17 protein-coding genes and 1 pseudogene are annotated in these 20,388 nt (G+C 61.2%); 5 read left to right on the top strand and 13 right to left on the bottom strand.

Annotated features, from left to right (window positions below; translation table 11 throughout):
- Nucleotides 1–184: 184 nt before the first annotated feature.
- Nucleotides 185–913, top strand: a complete 729-nt coding sequence (locus tag ACQY4Y_RS05565) for a response regulator transcription factor (RefSeq protein ID WP_428489560.1) — start codon at nt 185–187, stop codon at nt 911–913.
- Nucleotides 914–979: 66 nt separating this feature from the next.
- Here the strand turns inward: ACQY4Y_RS05565 and ACQY4Y_RS05560 are convergent, their stop codons facing one another.
- The 6 genes from ACQY4Y_RS05560 to ACQY4Y_RS05535 form a co-directional block, all read right to left on the bottom strand.
- The gene (locus ACQY4Y_RS05560; RefSeq protein ID WP_428489559.1) at nt 980–1,288 is read right to left on the bottom strand and encodes a hypothetical protein; all 309 of its coding nucleotides are present in this window, start codon (nt 1,286–1,288) and stop codon (nt 980–982) included.
- Between the two features lie 176 nt (nt 1,289–1,464).
- Entirely contained in the window at nt 1,465–1,737 is a 273-nt protein-coding gene (locus ACQY4Y_RS05555) for a hypothetical protein (RefSeq protein ID WP_428489558.1), read from the bottom strand.
- Between the two features lie 24 nt (nt 1,738–1,761).
- Nucleotides 1,762–2,127 carry a hypothetical protein gene (locus ACQY4Y_RS05550; protein WP_428489557.1) on the bottom strand — a complete coding sequence of 122 codons (366 nt, stop codon included), beginning with the start codon at nt 2,125–2,127 and terminating at the stop codon, nt 1,762–1,764.
- 369 nt (nt 2,128–2,496) lie between these two features.
- Complete coding sequence (locus tag ACQY4Y_RS05545; RefSeq protein ID WP_428489556.1) at nt 2,497–3,156, bottom strand: hypothetical protein; 660 nt, start codon at nt 3,154–3,156, stop codon at nt 2,497–2,499.
- 705 nt (nt 3,157–3,861) lie between these two features.
- Nucleotides 3,862–4,011, bottom strand: a complete 150-nt coding sequence (locus tag ACQY4Y_RS05540; protein ID WP_428489555.1) for a hypothetical protein — start codon at nt 4,009–4,011, stop codon at nt 3,862–3,864.
- 138 nt (nt 4,012–4,149) lie between these two features.
- Entirely contained in the window at nt 4,150–4,443 is a 294-nt protein-coding gene (locus tag ACQY4Y_RS05535; protein WP_428489554.1) for a hypothetical protein, read from the bottom strand.
- A gap of 1,104 nt (nt 4,444–5,547) precedes the next feature.
- Here ACQY4Y_RS05535 and ACQY4Y_RS05530 point away from each other — a divergent pair.
- Nucleotides 5,548–6,009 (top strand): hypothetical protein, encoded by a 462-nt coding sequence (locus tag ACQY4Y_RS05530; RefSeq protein WP_428489553.1) that lies wholly within the window; start codon nt 5,548–5,550, stop codon nt 6,007–6,009.
- Here ACQY4Y_RS05530 and istB (ACQY4Y_RS05525) read toward each other — a convergent pair.
- Nucleotides 5,942–6,811 (bottom strand): IS21-like element helper ATPase IstB, encoded by an 870-nt coding sequence (gene istB, locus ACQY4Y_RS05525; RefSeq protein ID WP_428489552.1) that lies wholly within the window; start codon nt 6,809–6,811, stop codon nt 5,942–5,944. The genes ACQY4Y_RS05530 and istB (ACQY4Y_RS05525) overlap by 68 nt on opposite strands.
- A complete protein-coding gene (gene istA / locus ACQY4Y_RS05520; RefSeq protein WP_428489551.1) occupies nt 6,808–8,064 on the bottom strand; it encodes an IS21 family transposase in 1,257 nt (418 codons plus the stop codon). The genes istB (ACQY4Y_RS05525) and istA (ACQY4Y_RS05520) overlap by 4 nt, the downstream gene beginning before the upstream one ends.
- A gap of 26 nt (nt 8,065–8,090) precedes the next feature.
- Here istA (ACQY4Y_RS05520) and istA (ACQY4Y_RS05515) point away from each other — a divergent pair, with 26 nt between their 5' ends.
- Nucleotides 8,091–9,413 (top strand): IS21 family transposase, encoded by a 1,323-nt coding sequence (gene istA, locus ACQY4Y_RS05515; protein ID WP_428490739.1) that lies wholly within the window; start codon nt 8,091–8,093, stop codon nt 9,411–9,413.
- 10 nt (nt 9,414–9,423) lie between these two features.
- A pseudogene (gene istB / locus ACQY4Y_RS05510) lies at nt 9,424–10,188 on the top strand (IS21-like element helper ATPase IstB).
- 17 nt (nt 10,189–10,205) lie between these two features.
- Here istB (ACQY4Y_RS05510) and ACQY4Y_RS05505 read toward each other — a convergent pair.
- Nucleotides 10,206–10,565: a hypothetical protein gene (locus ACQY4Y_RS05505; RefSeq protein ID WP_428489550.1), complete on the bottom strand. Its 360-nt coding sequence runs from the start codon at nt 10,563–10,565 to the stop codon at nt 10,206–10,208.
- 531 nt (nt 10,566–11,096) lie between these two features.
- Between ACQY4Y_RS05505 and ACQY4Y_RS05500 the strand changes: the two genes are divergently transcribed.
- Nucleotides 11,097–12,320: an IS256 family transposase gene (locus ACQY4Y_RS05500; protein WP_428489548.1), complete on the top strand. Its 1,224-nt coding sequence runs from the start codon at nt 11,097–11,099 to the stop codon at nt 12,318–12,320.
- Between the two features lie 227 nt (nt 12,321–12,547).
- Here the strand turns inward: ACQY4Y_RS05500 and ACQY4Y_RS05495 are convergent, their stop codons facing one another.
- From ACQY4Y_RS05495 to ACQY4Y_RS05480, 4 genes are all read right to left on the bottom strand, one after another.
- On the bottom strand, nt 12,548–17,239 hold the full coding sequence (locus ACQY4Y_RS05495; RefSeq protein WP_428489547.1) for a DUF3320 domain-containing protein: 4,692 nt from the start codon (nt 17,237–17,239) through the stop codon (nt 12,548–12,550).
- A 624-nt stretch (nt 17,240–17,863) separates the two neighbouring features.
- On the bottom strand, nt 17,864–18,064 hold the full coding sequence (locus tag ACQY4Y_RS05490; RefSeq protein ID WP_428489546.1) for a helix-turn-helix domain-containing protein: 201 nt from the start codon (nt 18,062–18,064) through the stop codon (nt 17,864–17,866).
- 105 nt (nt 18,065–18,169) lie between these two features.
- Complete coding sequence (locus tag ACQY4Y_RS05485) at nt 18,170–18,799, bottom strand: hypothetical protein (RefSeq protein ID WP_428489545.1); 630 nt, start codon at nt 18,797–18,799, stop codon at nt 18,170–18,172.
- Nucleotides 18,769–19,983, bottom strand: coding sequence for a tyrosine-type recombinase/integrase (locus ACQY4Y_RS05480; protein WP_428489544.1), 1,215 nt, complete (start codon nt 19,981–19,983; stop codon nt 18,769–18,771). Before ACQY4Y_RS05480 ends, ACQY4Y_RS05485 begins: the two co-directional genes overlap by 31 nt.
- Between the last annotated feature and the right edge of the window lie 405 nt (nt 19,984–20,388).

The following is a 20,388-nucleotide window of genomic DNA, read 5'->3' as shown; positions in this document are numbered from 1 at the left end:
CCTGCCAGCCAGTGGTTAACATTTGACTAATGGCACGATGAGGACGGATCGCATTTTCAGCATCTTACGAGAAGTTGATAATACGTTACTCAAACATCCTACACCGCCAGACGGGAACAGAAAGGTCCTTTCACGACGATTAAGATTCCGATACAACACTATTGTAGGGTGTGGCGAGGGTGAAATGCGGCTGCTGGTGATGGTAGAGACCGACGCTTCCAACGTTTTAGACCTGTCTAGCAGCCAGACATCCGTGATTTATGCCGATAGTCCAGACGACGCACTTTCGCTGCTTCGCCACGAAACTTTTGATCTGGTCCTGGTTGGTCTGACCTCCTCGGCTGAGGCGGGGTTTCGGTTTATCCGAGCCGTGCGAACGGCTAAGTTCGACGTGCCGTTAATAGCTCTGACGGGAAGTCAGGTCGCTGACCGGACCCGTGCCCTCAGCTTGGGCGCTGCTGACGCCGTTTCCCAGCCTGTCGATCGCGCTGAATTATGCGCCCGCTTTGCCGCCGTGTATCGGCGGCATAAGGGCCTCTCTCACTCTTTCGTGCAGTTAGGTGACCTGGCGCTGTCTTTAGAAACCAGCGAGGCCCGCTTTGCGGACGTTCATATTCACCTGACCAGTCACGAATACGCCGTATTGAAACTGCTGGTACTGAGGCCGGGTCATATCATAAGCAAAGAGACGTTCCTGAACCATCTCTACGGCGGAACCGACGAGCCAGACGCAAAGATCATTGACGTCTTCGTCTGCAAGCTGCGGAAAAAACTCAGCTACGTCGGCTGTGAAGGCCTGATCGCCACCTTCTGGGGACAGGGCTACGGGATCCGAAAGGCTACTGCGCCGCGCAAGACACCCGTAGGACGCACTCAGGACTGTTACCAGCCCATTGCCGCCCTTCCGGCGTAGGCCACGCGGCGCGGAGGCGAGTTCCGCTACAACCTCACGCTGGACTGTAGACGCCACGTAGCGCCCTCAGTAGGGGCCGCCGAAGAACTTCGAATTGACCCGCACCAGATCCCGATGCCGGGCGTTCCACCACCTGCGGGCGATCTTTGGGGGATGGTCGTGCATGATCTGTTGGTATTCCTCGCTGACCGCCTCGACGAGCAGGACCCGGCCGAACTCCGCTACAACCTCGAATTGCCGGCCGAACTCTGGGTCGCGGCGACGCCAGTCATAAACCGTTTGCCGGCTCGGCATCCCTTCTACCCGGCAGACCGCGGCCAACGGCATCCCGGTGCCCACCAGTTCGAGCACCCGTTCCCTCACCTCTGCGCTCATCGGTGGGCGCCCAGGCCCGATCTGTTCGAGTGGGGGTCCACCGTTGCCGGATGGCCGAAATGGCGAGGGCTCGTCCCATAACGGAAGTCGGGGCGGTAGGACCACGGGCTTCCGGGCCTTCTCAGCCTCGCGCGCGCCTCTGTGCGAGCATGTCAGTAAATCGTCGGCAACGCGTTTCATCCGACTTGATGCCGTTCCCAAACCTCGCCCAACGTCGGCCCAACCGGCGTATCGACACGCCGCGGCGGCATCACGCGGGCGTTGAACGCTGTGTCCATCATCTCAGCCAGCGCCCGCGGAACGTCCTTGCGGGACGCGCCGGGACGCAGCCAACCGAGATCAACAAGGTCAGCCACGCCGCCGGCATCCAGAACCATCCGAATGACCACGGCACCTTCCGCACGCCGCTGTCGGAAACGACGCATACGAACGGCTACGGCGCTGGGCATGCCAGGCGGCTCCTCAGTTGTGGATCAGGGGGCCACACCATGCTGCTTCAGCGCCGCTTCCATCTCCGCCTGGTGCCGCGACTTCATGCGCCCGCGTTCGGCCGTCAGCTTAGCATCCAGCTTCGCATGTTCCGCCCGCTCGCGCTCAACGATGTGGTCGTGGACCCCGCCGCCGTTGCGGATGACGTTGTCTGCGTTCCGTTGCGCCTGGTGCTTGTCGTTCAGCTCCATCGTCGCCGTGCGCGATTTCGCACCGAAAGCCCGTTGGTCTTCGGCCTGCTTCAGCTTCAGTTCGCCAACCGGGCTCATCGGGGGCGTCGGCTTACGCTCTTCGACCGAAGTCGTATGCGAATACATCCGGTTGATCTTGTTTGTGTGGGCAAGGCTCATGGTGATAACTCCTGACTGTGTTCGAAGTATACTACAGTCACGACTGCAAAGTCAATACGCGTCACTACTTACACCGCGCTCGTTTTCATTCTCTGATACTGTCGGCCAGCGTTGATAGGGGTCCGGATACACTATGCCGGGACAGATTGAGCCCCAGCTTATTGTGTTGCCTGGTGGGAGCGGGTCGTGGCCCCAGGCGCCTCGCTCGGTTTGCGGACGTTCCTCGGGTTCGGGACGATGTTTACGGGGGCGGCCGCGCATGGGGGGTGTCCTGAGGCTGTTTACAGTTATGCTATAACATAACTTATCTGTTTCAGGGCGATGACCGTCATTATTTACCGTAATTCAGATTAGGCGATCTCGCCTCGTTTAACTTCCTCCGACCAGCTTTTGTCGCAGGTTTAACATTTTGTCGGCATCTTCGGGTGTCGGAGAACTCCGTCCACTTCGGTATCTCTGCCAAATCGTCGCAGCCTCGCGATAATCCGGGGCTTCATGACCGAGCGCGTCATCATCAGCTAAAGCGTCAATAAGGGTCAGGTAGCGACGGCGATCAATTCGAGCGTATTTGGCCCGCGTTCGGCCATCCACAGCAGGATTGGCGGCGCGCCGTTCCAACTGATCGCGAATCGCGTCCCAATCGTCACGCAGCTTTTCGGAGGCAGGCGGTGGGTCGCGCGGGGCAACTGGACCAGCATTTGTGGCCTCGGCCGTTGACGCAGTCACGATTTGTAGGTCGCTTACGTTGCCGCGAAGTGTCCCGAGGCTTTCCACTGCGGTCGCAACCTGGGAGTCCAGACCATTGACTTTGTCAGTGATGTTAGAAAGCGCCTTTGCAACGCTGGCGCTGTGATCGGCCAAGAGTTTATCCGACGCGTCGAGCGCTCCTTTCAAATCCCTCACCCGACCGCTAAACAGGCGCCAACCCAGAACCACTCCCACTACGGCGGCCAGTAGCGTCAGTCCACCCGAGATAATCGTAGCTTGCGGAGGCGTCACGGCGTCCCAAAACTCTGTAAGTGACTGCAATGCCTTGTCTCCCGTTACGATAACCCCTGCGGGTGCTGCGCCAGACCTCGGCGGCGCTTCAGGAACGGCGGCGTCCGCTCGCTCGGCGTCGGCGCCCATTGGGCGTACTTCCCACGCGGTGCCGGCATGCATTCCTCCTCGGTCCGTGGCTGCTTTTCGCGCGCGTTTTGGCCTGCTGCAAGCGGTTCGGCAGGCTGACCCGCCCCTAACTCAATTTCAGGGGCGCTCCAACAATGGTGCGCATCAGCCGTGTGGCTTCCCTACCCACTACCCCGTGGGTAGGGTGAACGGTCGATGTGGGGTAAGGAATACCGCGCTGTGGCTGACATCGAGGACCTGAAACTTGGAACGCGGGTCCAGTATCGCGACCCCCAAGGATCCCGTATGAGCGGAGTCATTGTCGGTCGAAGGATCAACGGCCGCGTGGAGGGGGATCTCGACCCGGACGTTTCCCACGATCTGCCACGAGCCGATCGAATTAAGGTTGCCTTCGCAACCATCAGTGTCCCGCCTGAAACGCGCAGCATCACCTGCGCTCCGGACGCGGTCGAGTTAGGCGCCTAATCGATCATCGGAGAAGTCGGCAAATTTGCCGATTTCTCCGGCCGCTATGGGGTTGGCCTGGCCGTGATCATGCCGCTCAGTTCATCGCAAAAAGGCCGGAATGACCGGCCTCCATGCAGAACCAAATTGCCGCTTCGCCTATCAGTTGTAGGCGCCCTGCTGCTGCATCTGGGTGGCGGCCGAATCCCCGGCGACCGTGCTGTTGTTGTGGAAGATCGAGGCGTTCGCGACCGGGGCAACGGCGGCGGTGAGGCTCAGGGCAGCAACCGCGGCAAGGATCATGTTCTTCATCGGAATTCTCCATCTCTAGTCGGGCGAGATGTCCGGCTTCGATGGAGATGCATGTGGACCTATGCGTGTCGCGCGATAATGTGGCAATGCAGCATTTGATTGATGCGTCAGATGGTGAGCTGCGGTGTCACCGACGCCTTATTGTCGTGACCGCTCCTGATCGGTCGGCGGCATGATCGAAGTCGTCGGCGCCGCACCCGGCGGCCGCTTCATAAGCACGAACCCGGACCGCTCCAGGTGGCGCACCAGCCGATCCGCCGTGATCCGAGCCATCGCATCGTCGGCGTGGTGAACCCGCTTGCGGCCGTCGTAGCGCAGCGCAAACGACAGCGTTTCGGCAATTTCATCCGCAGAGGCAAGGCGAAGGTGGGGCGCGTCGATCATGGCCGGATGGTAGCGGGCGTTCAGGAACACAGCAAGAACACATGCCACAGCTGATGTGGCGTCCTAGTCCGTGTGACGGATGGGCGCTAACACGGCGCCTCATCGTGGTGGGGCTACAACCGCCTTGCCAATCGATTACACTCGGGGCGCTTTTGTCACGCCTTCATGGACGGGAGGGCATCGTGCAGTTTGAGCGCTGGCCGAGGGGCTTATTCAGCACCGCCTTAACAACTCTAAATTCATCCATCTCAGCAGCAGTACTCATTGTATTTGCATGCTAAGTTTCTACCTCGGTCAATTACATCGAGATATGAACTTGTTTGCTTCATCAGGTGGCTTGATGACAGTGTTCGGTCTGTTGTCACTGATACGATTTACTACAATTGAGAAATATCTGAATCAAGATACCATTGTCGAGCGCAGTTCTGGACTGACAGGCCGACCCGTTCCCGACGCAAAAGCGGAACAACTAAGAGGAACGAATACAGCAGCACCAAGAATACGTATAAAAGCGGAATTACGATCTGAAACCAAAGGTATACTCTTGACGATCATAGGCACACTCATTTGGGCATACGGCGCCTACGCGCCGATCATTTGGTAGCCACTCTGCCACAAAGCCATGACGGCAAAGGGGTGGGCATGGGGGGACCGTAGCTGGGCGGGATTCGGCTCGGCAAGCCAGGTTGCGTCTGGCGGGGTGCGGAGTCGAGTGAGGTCAACAGGATGTCATTGCCTCCCGGAGGGTCCTGTAGCGGGGCCTAGCCGTCGGCAAATCCGCTTTATACCCCAGGTGGCATCGCTGAGTACATCGAGCAATTGCCCGAAAACTGCAATGCGGTGAAGGGACTCGGCGCGCTAGACATACCCTGCCGCTGCCCGTCGAACCCGGCATCGGCCCCAGCGGGAGCAGGATAGGAATACTGCCACGGAGCGTGAGGTAATGCTTCATTTTAACATGAACTCTTAAGTCTTCAATGCGCGTTCCGAGGCAAAGCAGCCGGGCATTCCGATCGAAGCCAGCCGGTTATTCCGACGCAAAGCAGCCGCCGATTCCGAAGCAAGCCAGCCGCTCTTGAGGGGGTTGGCGGCGCGGTCTGAGGGCAGTTGTCCAGCGACGGCATGCTGCCTCCCCGATCCAAGGGGAGCGCCATGCCAGCCGAGAGATTGCCGATGCGTCAGGTTCGAGAAGTTCTTCGTCTCAGGTATCTTTGCGGCCAGAGCGGCCACCGGATCGCCGCGGCGATCGGGATCAGCCGCTACACGGTAGCTGAGTATCTGCGCCGTGCAGCGGTGGTTGGTATCACCTGGCCGGTGCCTCCGGAACTCGATGACACGACGCTGGAGCGCAAGCTGTTCAAGCCGCCCGGCACGATGGTGGCGGAGGTGGTGCGTCCGCAGCCGGACTGGGTGCGGATGCATGCCGAGATGCGCAGACCCGGCGTCACATTGCTGTTGCTTTGGGAGGAATACCGAGCCGGGTGTCAACGCCGCTCCAATTTTCCGCATTTGTGCCGGAGTAAAATTCCCCCGTTTGGATTGGTGATCAGCCGTGTGTTGGATCGGCGCTCCTGTCCTTTGGAGGCCGTCCGCGGCGCGGTTGCGAGGGGGTAACCGGCGGAATGGGTCGCGTGCGCATTGTCTCTGGGACGAGGTCGGCATGTTGACGCAGACGATAACTTGCACCTTCGATCTGCACGACCACGGCGTGGTGCAGCAGGCGGTCGAGCAGCGCGGTTGCGACCACCTGGTCGCCGAACACCTCCCCCCATTCGGCGAAGCCACGATTGCTGGTGAGGATCATGGCGCCGCGCTCATAGCGGGCGTTGACCAACTGGAAAAACAGATTGCCGGCGCCGGCGCCGACCGGCAGGTAGCCGATCTCGTCGACGATCAGGAGCGAGGCCCGGCACAGGAACCGGATGCGCTCCCGCAGCGTGCCCTCTCGTTCGGCCCGGGCCAGTGAGGCGACGATATCGGCGAGCGGCGAGAAGTAGACGCTGCGTCCGGCGCGGACGGCCTCGACGCCGAGGGCGACAGCGAGGTGGGACTTGCCGGTGCCGGGCGGCCCAAGCAGGTGCAGCACCTCGTGACGGCTGATGAAATCGAGCTGTGCCAAGGCCAGGATGCGGTTGCGGTCCAGCGAGGGCTGGAACGAGAAGTCGTAGCTCTGCAGGGTCTTGACCGTGGTGAGCCGGGCCATGCGCAGCGCCGCCTTGATCCGGCTGCCCTCGCGCAGCGTCAGCTCCTCGGCAAGCAGGGTGTCGATGGCTTCGAGGGCCGAGGTTTCGCCGCGCTCGATCTGGCGCACGACATGATCGAGCGCCTCCAGGGCGCGCGGCATCTTGAGGCCGACCAGGCTGTGGCGAACGCGGTCCAACGTGGCTGGAGCGGCGGCGATCGGCGTCTCGCTCATGTCGGTGCTCCCCCGGCCAGGCGTTGCCCCACGGCGGCATAGATCTCGAGCGGCCGTCGCGCGACCACATCGCCGGAGCGCAGCGGCATGGGCGGCGCCTCTCGGGGCGTGGCGCTGTTGGGCGGTGGACGGTGCTGCCGGTGGCCGCCAGCAATCCGGCGCTGTCCGCGTCCCTCGAGCACGGGATGGGCGGCAATCTGCCGGCCCTCCTCGAAGATGTGCACCTCCCGGGTCAGCGTATGAACCTCGACGGCGCGACTGCGGGTGCAGTCGGGCACGCTGTAGAGATTGCCGCCGACGGAGATCATACCGTCGCGGGTGACGCGCCGCTCCAGCCTCAGCACGGCCTGGAAGGGGCCGACCGGCAGCGGCTTGAGGCTGGTGCGCTCCTCGGCAAAATGAGCAGCGACGACGCGCCGTGTGGTGGCGTGCACGCGGGCGTTGGCGTCCTCGTCGAGCCACCGGCGCAGCTGTTGGTTCAGGTCGTCGAGGTTGCGGAAGTTGCGGGCGAGGAAGAAGTCCTGGCGGATGTAGCGGAACGGACGCTCGACCTTGCCCTTGCTTTTGGCCCGGTAGGGCCGACAGGCCTTGGGCATGAAGCCGTAATGGCGGGCGCAGGCCAGCAGGGTGGCGTTGTAGACGATGCCGTCGTCGCCCTCGCCGGTGACCGCGGTGCGCATACGGTCATAGAGGATCTCGGCCGGCACGCCGCCGATCGCTTCGAAGGCCGCGACGTGGCAGCGCAACACCGCCTGCAGGTCCTGGTGCATGACGAACGTCGCCCAGATCAGCCGGGAGTGGCCCAGCACCATTGAGAACAGCCAAACGATGCGAACAGCGCCGGGCTCGTCGGTGAACTCGGTGCGGAACTGGGCGAAGTCAACCTGGGCCTGTTGGCCGGGAGACGTCTCGAACCGGCGCTCGAATCCGACGGAGGCTGCCGGCCGGACGTCGCGCAGGAACTCGGTGAGTTGGCTGTAGCCGCCCGCATACCCGAAGCCGCGTAGCTCCCGCAGCAGACGCCGGGCAGACAGGTCAGGATAGGTCGCCACGCGCTCGCGCAGGTAAGCGTGATGGGCATCAAGCAGCGTCGGCCGGGGACGGCGCGGGCCGTAGTGAGGCGGCTCGAGACCGGCCTGGATGTATTTGCGGACAGTCTTGCGGTCGATGCCCGTGCGCCGGGCAATGGCCGACACAGGCACGCCCTGGCGGTGCAGGTCTAGGATCATGACAACTTCCCCAAGTCGGACCACCAGCGCCGCCTCCCACGAAGGAGGGCATCATCACGCCGGCGGCTGCCCGCCACACAGGACGGGCTGTTGCGCGTCAGAGTGGGGAATTTTCAACCGGCACTTTTGGGGAGAATTCATCCGGCAGTGACACCGGGCAACCGGATGGATATGGCTACAGCCGGTTCTGCGACCTCTATGCCGCCTGGCGAGGTCGTCTGTCGCCGACCATGCGGCAAAGCCACCCTCTCGGTGAGCGCCTGTTCGTCGATTACGCCGGGCAAACCGTGGAGGTCATTGACGCCATCACCGGCGAGGTGCGCACGGCGCAGATCTTCGTTGCCGCCCTCGGTGCCTCCAACCTGACCTATGCGGAAGCGCGCTGGACGCAGGGCCTGGCGGACTGGATCGGCTGCCACGTCAACGCCTTCGCTTTCCTCGGCGGCGTCACGCGTCAGGTGGTGTGCGACAATCTCAAGGCAGGCGTCACCGCGGCCTGTCGCTACGAGCCCGGCATCAACCGCAGCTACGCCGACATGGCGACGCACTACGGCACAGCTATCGTGCCGACACGGGTGCGCAAACCGCGCGACAAGGCCAAGGTCGAGGTTGCGGTCCAGCTCGTGCAGCGTTGGGTGTTGGCCCGGCTGCGTCATCAGCGGTTCTTTTCGCTGGCTGAGCTGAACAGCGCGATCGGTGAACTGACTGAGGCGCTCAACACGCGTCCGATGCGCCATCTCGGCACCAGTCGCCGCGCGCTGTTCGAGGCGACCGAGCGCAGCGCATTGCTGGGGTTGCCGACGGAACCCTACGTCTACGCGGAATGGCGTCGCTGCCGCGCGGGCATCGACTACCACGTCGAGGTGTATGGACATTGGTATTCCGTGCCGTCCCGGCTGATGCGTGAGACGATCGAGGCGCGGATCAGCGAACAGACCGTTGAATTGTTTCACCACGGCACCCGCGTCGCCAGCCACATCCGCAGTCCCCTGCGTGGGCGCCATACAACAGTCGCCGAGCACATGCCGAGCTCCCACCGACGCTACGCTGACTGGACGCCAGCACGGTTGATGCGCGAGGCGACGGTGATCGGCCCGTCCACGGCCGCCCTGGTCGAACAAATCCTGCATGCCAAGCCGCATCCCGAACAAGGCTTCCGCGCCAGCCTCGGCATCCTGCGATTGGTGCGCGCGTGGGGTGGCGAACGCGTTGAGGCAGCCTGCCAACGCGGCATCGATATTGGCGCCCGAAGCTACAGCTCGATCGTCTCGATCCTGCGCAACAACCTCGACCGGGCCTACCGCCCGCAGTCCGTGCCGGACGAACCGCCCATTCAGCACAGCAACATTCGTGGCGGCCGTTATTACCACTGAGGAGGACAACTTGCTTCACCATCCCACCACTGACCACCTGCGCGAGCTCGGCCTTGTCGGCATGGCCCGTGCCCTGGAGGAGATGCGGCGCCAGCCGGACAGCGCTGCTCTCGACTTCGAAGATCGGCTCGCCCTGATGGTCGACCGCGAATGACTGGAGCGCGACACCAAGCGCCTGCACAGCCGCCTGCGCTTCGCCGGGCTGCGCATGCAGGCGACGCCCGAAGATGTGGATTATCGCGCAGCCCGGGGTCTCGATCGCGCGCTATTCCAGAAACTGACCGGCGGCGAGTGGATTGAACGCCATGAAAATTTGCTGATCACCGGTCCGACCGGTACCGGGAAAACATGGCTCAGTTGTGCCATGGGACATCGTGCCTGCCGCGATAATCGCTCGGTGCTCTACCATCGGGTGCCACCGTTGCTCGAGAACCTTGGCCTGGCTCGCGGCGACGGCCGCTATGCCCGCATGCTCAAGAGCCTGGCCCGCGTGCAGGTGCTGATCCTGGACGACTGGGGCATCATACCCCTCACCGCCGACCAGCGGCGCGACCTGCTGGAGATCGTCGACGACCGCCACGGGCGCGCCTCCACCGTGGTCACCAGCCAGCTGCCGGTCGCGCATTGGCACGAGCACATCGGCAATCCGACCATTGCCGACGCCGTGCTCGACCGCCTGGTTCACATCGCGCATCGTATCGAGCTCAAGGGCGAATCATTGCGCAAACCGCGCGCTACGAAAGCCACCAGACTTGACGAGACGGCGGGCCCCTGAGCCAAATGTTGCCGCCCTCAGACCATACCGCCACCCAGGCTGGCTTCCGTCGGAATACCCAGGCTGGCTTCCGTCGGAATACCCGGCTGGCTTCCGTCGGAATACCCGGCTGGCTTCAATCGGATTAGGTGGCTGGTTTCGGCCGGAATCGATGGCTGGCTTCGTCGGAATCCGCAGTCTTCAAAAATCCTGACCTTGCACTGTTCATTGTTTTTCAGTGCCTCAGGAAGGTCTCTCTGCAGCAAACCAACGTAGTTTTCAGAATGATATTCCGCTTTCAGGCCAGCGCCGAATTTATCCAGACGCGCAGCCAGACCATTCAGTTTCGCCTCCACGTCGCCCGCAACCTGCTTTTCGTTGGTTGTGCCTTCAGTCACAATAGTGCCACAGAGGCTGTCGGCTGTTTCCTTAAATCTTTACGATGGCTTGGTTTCGCCGCTCATCATCTGCAACAGAATGGGAGTTTTGTTTGGGTTTCGTGGTCACAGACTTGGTTTTCGGTCTCGGGGAAGGGGTCGGTGGCGAAGTTGAGTTGGCTGCCGGTTGGGGTGATGCTCCCGGTGCAGTTGTGGCTGACGATGATGGTGGTGTTTCCGGCGCTGTATTGGTTGACTGCGGAGCTGAATATGTGACGCTCCCCCGACTACCGAACGAGTCACCACCGCCTGCGCGGGCAACAGCTTGTTCGGACGGCAGGAAGGCCAAGGACATACTCGTGAAAATGGTCAACGCTAATCGGACAGCGAAGGATAACGACGTAGCTTTTGACCTAATCTCTGGTTGTCTGAACATGCTGTCGTTTGGAATTTAGAAGCGCATGGTAATCTCCCTAGCCGAAACGCCGGAGAGTGTCAGGCCCTTTGTGTAGGCAGGATTCCGTGGCTTCCTTAACCCGCAGGGAGACCACGATGAAGGACATCCGCCCTGAACTTTTGGATGAATTGCTGTCTGGCTACCGGAAGCCCTCCGACCTTCTCGGTGAGGACGGCATTTTCCGAACCTTGAAGAAGCGTCTGCTGGAACGCGCGCTGGACGCCGAGCTGAGCGAACACCTTGGTTACGAGAAGGGTGAACGCTCTGGGCGTCGCGGCGCCAACAACCGCAACGGCCACAGCGCCAAGACCGTGCTGACGGACGAGGGTTCGGTCAGCCTGTTGGTGCCACGTGACCGCGAGGCGACGTTCGAGCCGGCGATCGTGCCGAAAGGGGTGACGCGGCTGGCTGGCTTCGACGGGCAGGTCATCAGCCTGTATGCGCGAGGCCTGTCGGTGCGCGACGTGCAGGCGCATCTGCGTCAGATCTATCAGGTTGAGGTCTCGCCTGATCTGATCAGCCGGGTCACGGACGCGGTGCATGAGGATGTCCTGGCCTGGCGCAATCGGCCGCTGGAGGCGGTCTATCCGGTGGTTTTCCTCGACGCCTTGCGGGTAAAGATCCGCCACGAGGGTGTGGTGCGCAACAAGGCGGTCTATGTCGCACTGGCCCTGACGCTGTCGGGCGAGAAGGAGGTTCTGGGACTTTGGGTTGAGCAGACCGAGGGTGCGAAGTTCTGGCTTGGGGTGTTGAATGAACTGAAGACGCGTGGCGTGGCGGACATCCTGATCGCGGTGGTGGATGGGCTGAAAGGGTTCCCCGAGGCGATCGAGGCGGCGTTCCCGCAGACCCTGACGCAAACCTGCATCGTGCATCTGATCCGCAACTCTCTGGCGGCGGTGAACTGGAAGGACCGCAAGGCGCTGATGCCATCATTGAAGGCGATTTATCAGGCGCCGACGGCAGCGGCCGCCGAGGTGGCGTTGGATGGCTTCGAGGCGGGTCCCTGGGCCAAGCGCTACCCGATGATTGCGCCACAGTGGCGCCGGGCCTGGGTCTATGTCGTGCCGTTCTTTACTTTCCCGCCGGCGATCCGCAAGATGATCTACACCACCAACGCGGTGGAAAGCCTTAATCGCAGCCTGCGTAAAGTGATCAAAACCCGCGGCAGTTTCCCCTCCGACGAGGCGGCGTTGAAGCTGCTATATCTGGCCATCCAGAATGCTGGGGTGCGTTGGAAACCGGCGATTGTCTGGCCAGAGGCGAAGTTGCAGTTCTTAATTTTGTTTGGCGACCGTATCACTCGGTCAGCTAGCTGACCGAGTGATACGAACCATGGCCACGGAACTGCTTACACAGAAGATCGGACACTCCCAAACGCCGGTCACAAACAAACCGTCTCTTGGCCGAGTCGCTGCAGGTGAGCGCTGGAAAGTCGCAGCTCTGCATCCATGCCTTGCGCTCTGGATCGCAATTCGGGCCAGTCGCGGATCATCGCGAACACCACGATAGACAACAGCCATTGGCTATGTGGTCAGTCCAGCTGCTATCCTTGCTGCAGGTCAGGTCCCACGCGCCTGAAGCCCATCATACGTGCAACAGTTCGAACCAAGTCGGCATCATCACCGCCGGCATTATCTTCGCGGGCAATCTTGAGGGCTGCCTTAATCTCTAACAGAGAGATGCTGTCTGCTTTAATGGTTGCCCCGGTCTCCGCAGAGCGGTCGCGCACAGCAGGCGCACTGGACTGGGTCCGCGTAAACCAGAAGTCCCCGTTATCGTTCAGTAGGTCGATATTCCCGGAACGGGCGCGTGTGAGCGACGTCCGAGTGGCGGCCAGAATCCGTGAACCCGCCTTTTCTCGGCCGAAACAGGCAGCAACTCGCCTTGCAACTTCTTCCACATGGATTGGGCCTTCGCCGTTTACGATTTTCTGAACCAATTCCATCAAGAGAGACGCAGGGGCCTCATGCGGCTCATATGTGCTTTTCACCGGAAAAACTGCCCGCCTGTAGGGCGGCATCGGCCGCTCCACCACCGGCGGCACATCTATCGAGGTAGGCTCCGGATTGGCGGGTGTGGGAGGTGCGGAGCGGCCATGGTTGGCCCCTTCGATCCGCAAGCCCCGCTCCATCCTTTCACGCGCATCGAACAACGCCGCGCGCAAGCGTTCGATTTCCACTCGTCGGTTGTAAAACCAGTCCGAGCTCCAAATGCGGTGGAAGCACCAGCCGAGATGTTCAAGCACATCCTGGCGTAGCTTGTCGCGTTCCCTCGCCCACAACGCGCTGTGGTAGGTTGCCCCATCGCATTCAACGGCCAAAATGTAGGTGCCCGGCTTGTCGGGGTGCCGGATGCCAAGGTCGACACGGAAACCTGCCGAGCCGACCTGCGCATCGGCCAGGAAACCAAAGCTCCGGATCACATTGGCAACATCTTCTTCAAAGGGCGAGTCCGCGTTTTCACCGGTCAGGGCTCTTTCATCCAGGCGACCATTCTTGGCGAACTCTAGAAAACGTTTGAAAATGCGCGGCCCAGCCGCAGCCGTCCGACTAAGGTCGATGTCGCCAGGATCAAAGGACGCGAAGATCTCGCAGCGAAGGCGGGCGCGGGTGAACAATACATTGAGCCGCCGCTCGCCACCCTCCCCATTGACGGGGCCGAACGACATGCTGGTCAGCCTGCCACCTGCGACAGATGGGCCATAGCCGACGCTGACGAGGACAACGTCGCGCTCGTCCCCCTGCACGTTCTCGATATTCTTGACGAATAGGTCTTCCGTTTGCCCCTCACGCAAAAAGCCGTCGAGGGTAAAGTCGCGCCGCCGTCTCTCTTCCAGCAACAAGGTGATTAAGTTGCGTTGTGCAAACGAAAAGGTGACAATCCCAAGTGATTCGGTCGGGTTCAGCCGGGCATGATCGGCAACACGATCAACAATGGCGTCGCCTTCCGTCCTATTATCCCGCCTGCCACCTTTGTCGTAGACACCATCAATTCGCGTAAAGCATAGCCCGTAGGCAGGGTTCTTCTGTAGAGGCGACGGCGGTAAAATGAGATCGCTCTCATAAAATTCTTGGTTTGACACTGCAATTAACGACGGATCACGCGAACGATAATGCCATTTCAGCATGCGACTTGGCAGGCCCCGCGCCTCGCATAGGGTCAGGATGCTTTCCATATCGATGATTTTGGCGGCGCCACCGAGCAAATCTGGGCCGACATTCTCGTCGTCGCCCTCCGTCTCATCCTCGTCGTCGGCCATCAAACGGTCGAAGAATGAGGATGGAGGAAGTTGTTTCTTGTCGCCCACAACCACGATCTGGTTAGCGCGCGCGATGGCCCCTAACGCATCCTCGGGACGAACCTGCGACGCCTCGTCAATTACAAGGAGGTCGAAGGAGATGCTCCCCGGCGGCAGGAATTGCGCTACCGAAATCGGACTCATGAGTAGAACGGGTTTGATACGCTGAACCGCGGTTCCAGCCTTTTCAAACAATCGGCGCAGAGCCATGTGAGCGCGTTTCTTGGCGATCTCGCCGCGGATTACCCCCATCTCGCCCATGGCGCCTTGCGGCACCTGCGCGAGGTGACCAGCGAGGATGCTGGTCACATTGTCCTTGAGACGTTGGCGTTCCAGCTTGGTAAAGTTGGCGACCAGATCGTGGCGCCGTTCCTGGGCAAGTCCGCGCAGCCCTGCGTCCTGGGTAAGTGCTAGTTTCCAGAGGCTTTCCGAGCGGGCATAGCGCAGCTCCACGCTCGCAGTTGCGCCGCTGAGATCGCCAAAGCGCATCCGCGCCTCCAACGCCGACAAGCCCGCCGCAATCAGCGTCTTTTGCAGTCGCGCCTGCGCTGCCCAAGACGGATACCGCTCCGTTGCACCAGCCATTTTGCCAAAGTGCTCGACCATAGCGGCCAAGTCTACCGCTGCAAACTCCTCCTCGCCAAAAGCGGCGGGGTCGAGATCGAGAAGCTCCGCGGCCTGCTGCGCGGCATTGCGTGCAACCGGCTCCGTTTCCCGTAGTGTCCGCCGCATCCGCGTAACCGCGCCCGCTTGGCTGGCAAGATCGACCGCTTTACTCCACGGCACGTTTACCGTTACTTCGGACAAGCGAGCGCACCAGTCAGTGATCGCCAATAATTTCCCGAAATCGGTCTTCTCGCCGCGCCAGGCATCGCCCAAAATGCGGCTGCAATAGTCTCGATCGTTCTCCCAATCCGCTTTCAGCGTCGCGACTGCAGCGAGGCGATCGACGCGTTTTACCCGTTCGGCGGCGGTTTTTGGCAAGCCGTCCAGCAAAAGCCCAGCCAAATCGCGCGACGCGCCGCGATAGCCGCCACCCCAGCGCGCGAAGAATGAATGGGTGCCTGCAGCCAGTGGCCCGCGCAGATGACCAGCGGAAGCGGCAAACGCGGACACGACAAACGTTGTGGCGCCTTCGTCAAAGGCCTTGCGCCAAGAGGTTCCAGCCTGCAACGCCTTCCGAAGGCGCGGAATATCGGAGGCGCCTAGAACCGCGCGGGCAATGTCGGATCCATAGGCTGGCATTCCCTCCAGCCGTTCCAAGACATTAGCCAAAGGTGCGACAGCCTTGAGCGTGTTCGGACCAGCCGTGCCGAGCGCCTCGGACGGTGCGCGCATGGCCGTGGCGAGGGCGGAAACCCTGGTCCGCGCATCGGACAGAATTAAAGCCAGCCGAGCCAAATCTACCGGCTGAAGGTCAAGATTGCGCGAACCCTCGAAGGGATGTGAGACGCCGCGCTCGCCGGCTGCCACAATGGCCCCGTAGTCTTCAATGGCCTCTAGTAAACTGGCTTCGGCCTCTCGCGACATGTAAGCTAAGCAGTCCGCCTTTAGGTTGGGAGGTGGACATTCATTACCAATGAACAGGGATTGGCGACCCAGCACGCTGTAGGCTGTTTCGCCGCTATTCCCGATGGGTCGGTGCAACATTGCCGTCAGATCGTTCAGCCGGTCGCGGCTTTCCCTAAGGGCGCTCGGCGCCCCCGGCAGACCGGGCACTGCGCAAGCTTGCGACAAAGTGCGCGCCAGTTCTCCGAGAACGGATTTCTTGTTCGCGCCTCTGGAATGTAGTTCGAGACAGACATCGCGCAGTCCGACTTTGACCAGCCGCTTATGCACTACCGATAGCGCCGCCATCTTTTCAGCAAGGAATAGAACCCGCTTCCCCTCCTTGACTGCCGCCGCGATGATGTTGGTGATGGTCTGGGACTTGCCCGTTCCCGGCGGCCCTTGAACCACCAAATTGCGCCCGGCGCGAACTTCTTCAATGACCTTGGCTTGCGAGGCGTCGGCATCGACCACATGAAAAAGTTTTTCTGGCGGCAGCACCTCATCCAGTCGGTCGGTGGCCTTGAACAGCGGCGCTTCAGATTCGAAGCGTTCGTACAGCAACCCCCTGGTAAGCGCATGACTGGCTAGCGCATCACCCCCCCGGGCGCTGATATCCAGATCGCGATACATCAGCAGTTTGCTGAAGCTGAAGAAGCCGAGCTGAATAGCGTTTGGGTCGATCTTCCAGCGGTCACGTGCGGTAATCACCGCGTTGACCAGCGAAAAATAGTTGGAAGGCTTCCAATCCTCGGCGATTTCGAGTTCGGGCAAATCAATCCCGAAATCATCCTTCAGCCTTTGCTGAAGTGGCAGATTGGTTAGCGCATCCGCCTCGCGGACGCGAATATCATAGGTTGAGGTGCGTGCGTTGCGGCATAGTTCGACCGGAAGCAGAACCAGCGGCGCCTCGCGCGGCAGGCTCGATGACTTGTCCTCATACCAGGTCAGGAAACCCACCGCGAGGTAGAGCACGTTGACGCCGGATTCTTCCTCCGCCGTCTGCGCCTCCCGTGCGATCTTCAGCAATTTTTTCTGGAGAGCATCGGGGCCTAGCCGGGTTTTGAACTGGGTATCGGTAATGCGCCCGTCATCGAAACTATGGTCGCCGGCGTTGGCGAGGACGAGTTGCCCGCGATCCTCGTCTGTGTCATTCCCCAAGGCCGCAAAGCGGATGATCTTACCGCCAGACAGCAGGGCATGAACGTCGTCCGACCTCTCATTGACGACATTCAGAACATTGCCGCGCGTATTGGTGCGATTGACATGAATAAGGCGATTGCGCGTTCCGGTTTCGACCAACCGTTTCCGCGTATCGTCAAACAGCTTTATGACCGCCTGCCGAGCTAGGTGGTTCGCGCTGTTTTCGCTCGTTGTTACGTCCGCCACCGAACCACCCTCCTGCTTACATGCCGCGGATCTCAAAGACCGGCATATCGGGACGTCTGAGCATACCTCAGAGGCCACACTTCTGCGCCCGGCCAGCGGAGCGCTCTTATCTGGGCGCCTGAATGGGGTTCATATTCCTCCATGGAAATGACCATTACGATGCCGCGCCCGTGCTTTGCGATCAGCGCCGCTGCTGCATGCGCGGTGAGAGTGAACTGTTCTTCGCTTCGCGCGCCAACATATTTTTCCTTGGGCCAATTGGACGATTCCAAGCTGCGGTATTCGGGCGAAATCGCTCGTTTTGGCAATAGAAAAACAGTTTGGTTTCCGTTGGGAGGAGGGCAACTTGCAAGGCAAGACAAAAGCCCGCACATTGCGGAATCCAAGCTGCCAAAACTTTTCAATGGGTTAGGCGACGCAGCCGCAATGTGCGGCGTTTCCGGCCAACGTCGACGAGAGTCTGACCGGGGCGCCGAGGCCGGAGCTAAGAAGCCTGATCCGATCGGCATTTCGAAACCCTTGTTCTTCATAAGTTCCGTGCTTGCATGTGATACAAGGCGTTCGAATGTGTTCTAATGTTGCGCGGCTGGTCGGGCCTCGATGAGCGCAAGCGGAGGATCAGTCCTAGTTCGCTCGCCCAGTCCGAATGTCCGCGGCGGGCAGACCCGCGATGAACGCCCGCAGGCTGTCGGCCATGATCAGCGTTCGCCCACCGGCCTTGCGTGCTTCGATCTTGCCGGCGCCGATCGCCTCATAAAGCGTCGTGCGACCGAGGCCCGAAATCCGGATGCAGTCCGTTATCGTGTAGGCGAGAACGTCGAACATTGGCGAAAACTCCCGCATCCATGCGCGGATGCCGGACATCCAATTAGCCGCCATTCGGGCACAGCGCATTGGGGAATAATAAGCCAGCTTCAGCCTCTTTTCCGACTAACCGAACAGCGTTTGCCGCGCCGAAGCGTCGCCCCCAGATCGCATCACGGCGTTTGCCGCCTGGATACGGTCCTGCCATCGTTGCAAGTTGTTGCTGTTATCCTGAAGCTCCCCGCCCGCCAGCCTCCAGAGTTGGTTGCAGGCTTCATTGCTCGCACTCGTCGCGTAACGAGGCTCTTCGCCATGCGACCTGTTCCAGATCAGGCAAATCGCCAGCGCGCAAATTTCGTGCGGTGTCCGGTTCGGGTTGAATTTGTTACGCCCTTTGCCTGCGGGTATTTCCCCCAGCACCGTAGCGGTTCGATCGATCAGCGTCGTAACCGCTTGGAACATCTGCCGGTCGGTCTCTTCGTCCACCGGGGCAAGTGCTGCCAGTGCGCGAATCACCGGGGGATGGTCGAGGGCTGCCGCTATGTCGGCAGCCGCCTTGCGGAGAGCCGTAAGTTGCTTCCGGAGTTCCTGCCGGCCGGGGATCTGCCCCTCGGATTGGATGCCATATCGCAACGCCGCAATGGCCCTCCGGAGCGCCGTGTGAAGCCAGTCGGGACGCGGAGCATTCCCGGCGATGAGCGAGGCGAGCCGTTCAATTCCCTCCGTCATGCCGCCCGATAGCAGAATGAAGCCCATGCCTCCATTAGCCCTCGCCGTCGCTCCAGCAGGTCGCCGCGCTGGTAGGCTGCCTGAACCTTGTTGCCCAGCGTATGCGCCAGTGCCATCTCCGCGATGTCGGAGGCCTGCCCAGTCTCGGCTGCCCAATCTCGGAACGTCGATCGGAAGCCGTGCGCGGTCAGATCTTCCCGATCCATCCGACGCAGCAACATCAACATCGCCATATTGGACAGGGGCCGGCTTGACCGGGCGCCTGGGAATATCCAATCGCCACGCTCAGCGTGCCGCAGCGGCAGCAAATTCGAAAACACACCGAGCGCCGCGGAAGCCAGCGGAACCCGGTGCTCCCGATTCGCCTTCATTCTATCAGCGGGGACGATCCAAACCTTCCGGTCGAGGTCGATTTCTGACCAGCGAGCGTTCAAAGCCTCGCTGGTGCGAGCGGCGGTCAGGATGGTCAATTCAAGGGCGCGCGCGGCCAGGCCATCCTGCTTGGCCAACGCCGCCATGAAGCCCACCATCTCATGCCACGGCAGCGCGGCATGGTGTTCGACGCGCGCAACCTTCGAGCGCTTCGGCAGAACGTTCTCCAGATGCCCACGCCACCGCGCGGGATTCTCGCCATCGCGCCAGCCGTGAGTCTTGGCGTAGTCGAGAACGACCTCGATGCGGCCTCGGACCCGGCTCGCGGTTTCGGTCTTCTCGTTCCAGAGTGGCCTCAGGATGCTGGTGACGTGATCCGTGGCGACGTCCCCGACCGGAAGGGAACCAATCGCCGGGTGCACGTAATCCCGCAGGGTGTTCGCCCACTGCTCGCGATGCTTCTGATTCCGCCATCCGGACTCGTGCGCCGCGATATATTGATCGGCCGCAGTCCTGAACGTGATGGCCTTCGCGGCGGCTGACCGCTTCTCCGCTTTCGCTGCTACAGCCACGGCCTCCTTGCGCGCCAGCGGGTCTACGCCAGACTTAACAAGCGCCATCGAGGCAGCTGCTTTCGCCCTGGCCTCGGCAAACGAGAGCGAAGCGGCCGGACCCAACCCCATCTCCCGGCTGCGCTGGCCCTTGACGCGATACCGCAGAACCCAGAAGCGGGCTTCGGTGGATCTGACGAATAGATAAAGGCCATTGCCGTCGGCATAGCGACCGGGCTTCGCGCTGCGCACCTTGGCAACCGTCAAGCCTGTTGCGATGCGTGGCATGTGGCTTCCGTCCCCAATCCGTCCCCTTATCTAGCAGCGGCTGTCGGCGAACGCAAGGAAACGGATACGGACAGAAACTTCCAATGATACGACATATTCCAATATGTTAGAGGTGTCGTTGCGGAAGCGGGCGAACGCCGGCGGACGATAATTCGACGGACTGTCTCTCCGCCAGATAGCCATCCCCAACTGTATTGATTTCGGTGGCAATCAACCGCGCGCGACGCGGGTAGCGGCTACACCACCGCGCCATCTGTTGGGTATTCGAATGGGGTGGGCCGGAGCACCGGAATCTGAAATGTGGCGGGGCCTGTAGCCCGACCGTCGACAGCCTGAGCATCGAGAGCTCGACGACGTCGGACCGTGGCCGGCACCGCAGGGCGCCGGCCACGTGGATCTTCCGGA

Source organism: Rhodopila sp. (assembly GCF_965277165.1).
Classification (GTDB): Bacteria; Pseudomonadota; Alphaproteobacteria; order Acetobacterales; family Acetobacteraceae; genus Rhodopila.
Note: the sequence above shows the minus strand (reverse complement) of the source record. Positions and strands in the feature narration are given on the sequence as shown.

Excerpts from the sequence above, each read along its gene's own strand:
- ACQY4Y_RS05565 (WP_428489560.1), top strand. The coding sequence starts at position 185 with ATGCGGCTGCTGGTGATGGTAGAGACCGACGCTTCCAACGTTTTAGAC.
- ACQY4Y_RS05560 (WP_428489559.1), bottom strand. The coding sequence starts at position 1,288 with ATGAGCGCAGAGGTGAGGGAACGGGTGCTCGAACTGGTGGGCACCGGG.
- ACQY4Y_RS05555 (WP_428489558.1), bottom strand. The coding sequence starts at position 1,737 with ATGCCCAGCGCCGTAGCCGTTCGTATGCGTCGTTTCCGACAGCGGCGT.
- ACQY4Y_RS05550 (WP_428489557.1), bottom strand. The coding sequence starts at position 2,127 with ATGAGCCTTGCCCACACAAACAAGATCAACCGGATGTATTCGCATACG.
- ACQY4Y_RS05540 (WP_428489555.1), bottom strand. The coding sequence starts at position 4,011 with ATGAAGAACATGATCCTTGCCGCGGTTGCTGCCCTGAGCCTCACCGCC.
- ACQY4Y_RS05530 (WP_428489553.1), top strand. The coding sequence starts at position 5,548 with ATGCCAGCCGAGAGATTGCCGATGCGTCAGGTTCGAGAAGTTCTTCGT.
- istB (WP_428489552.1), bottom strand. The coding sequence starts at position 6,811 with ATGAGCGAGACGCCGATCGCCGCCGCTCCAGCCACGTTGGACCGCGTT.
- ACQY4Y_RS05500 (WP_428489548.1), top strand. The coding sequence starts at position 11,097 with ATGAAGGACATCCGCCCTGAACTTTTGGATGAATTGCTGTCTGGCTAC.
- ACQY4Y_RS05490 (WP_428489546.1), bottom strand. The coding sequence starts at position 18,064 with ATGTTCGACGTTCTCGCCTACACGATAACGGACTGCATCCGGATTTCG.
- ACQY4Y_RS05485 (WP_428489545.1), bottom strand. The coding sequence starts at position 18,799 with ATGGGCTTCATTCTGCTATCGGGCGGCATGACGGAGGGAATTGAACGG.
- ACQY4Y_RS05480 (WP_428489544.1), bottom strand. The coding sequence starts at position 19,983 with ATGCCACGCATCGCAACAGGCTTGACGGTTGCCAAGGTGCGCAGCGCG.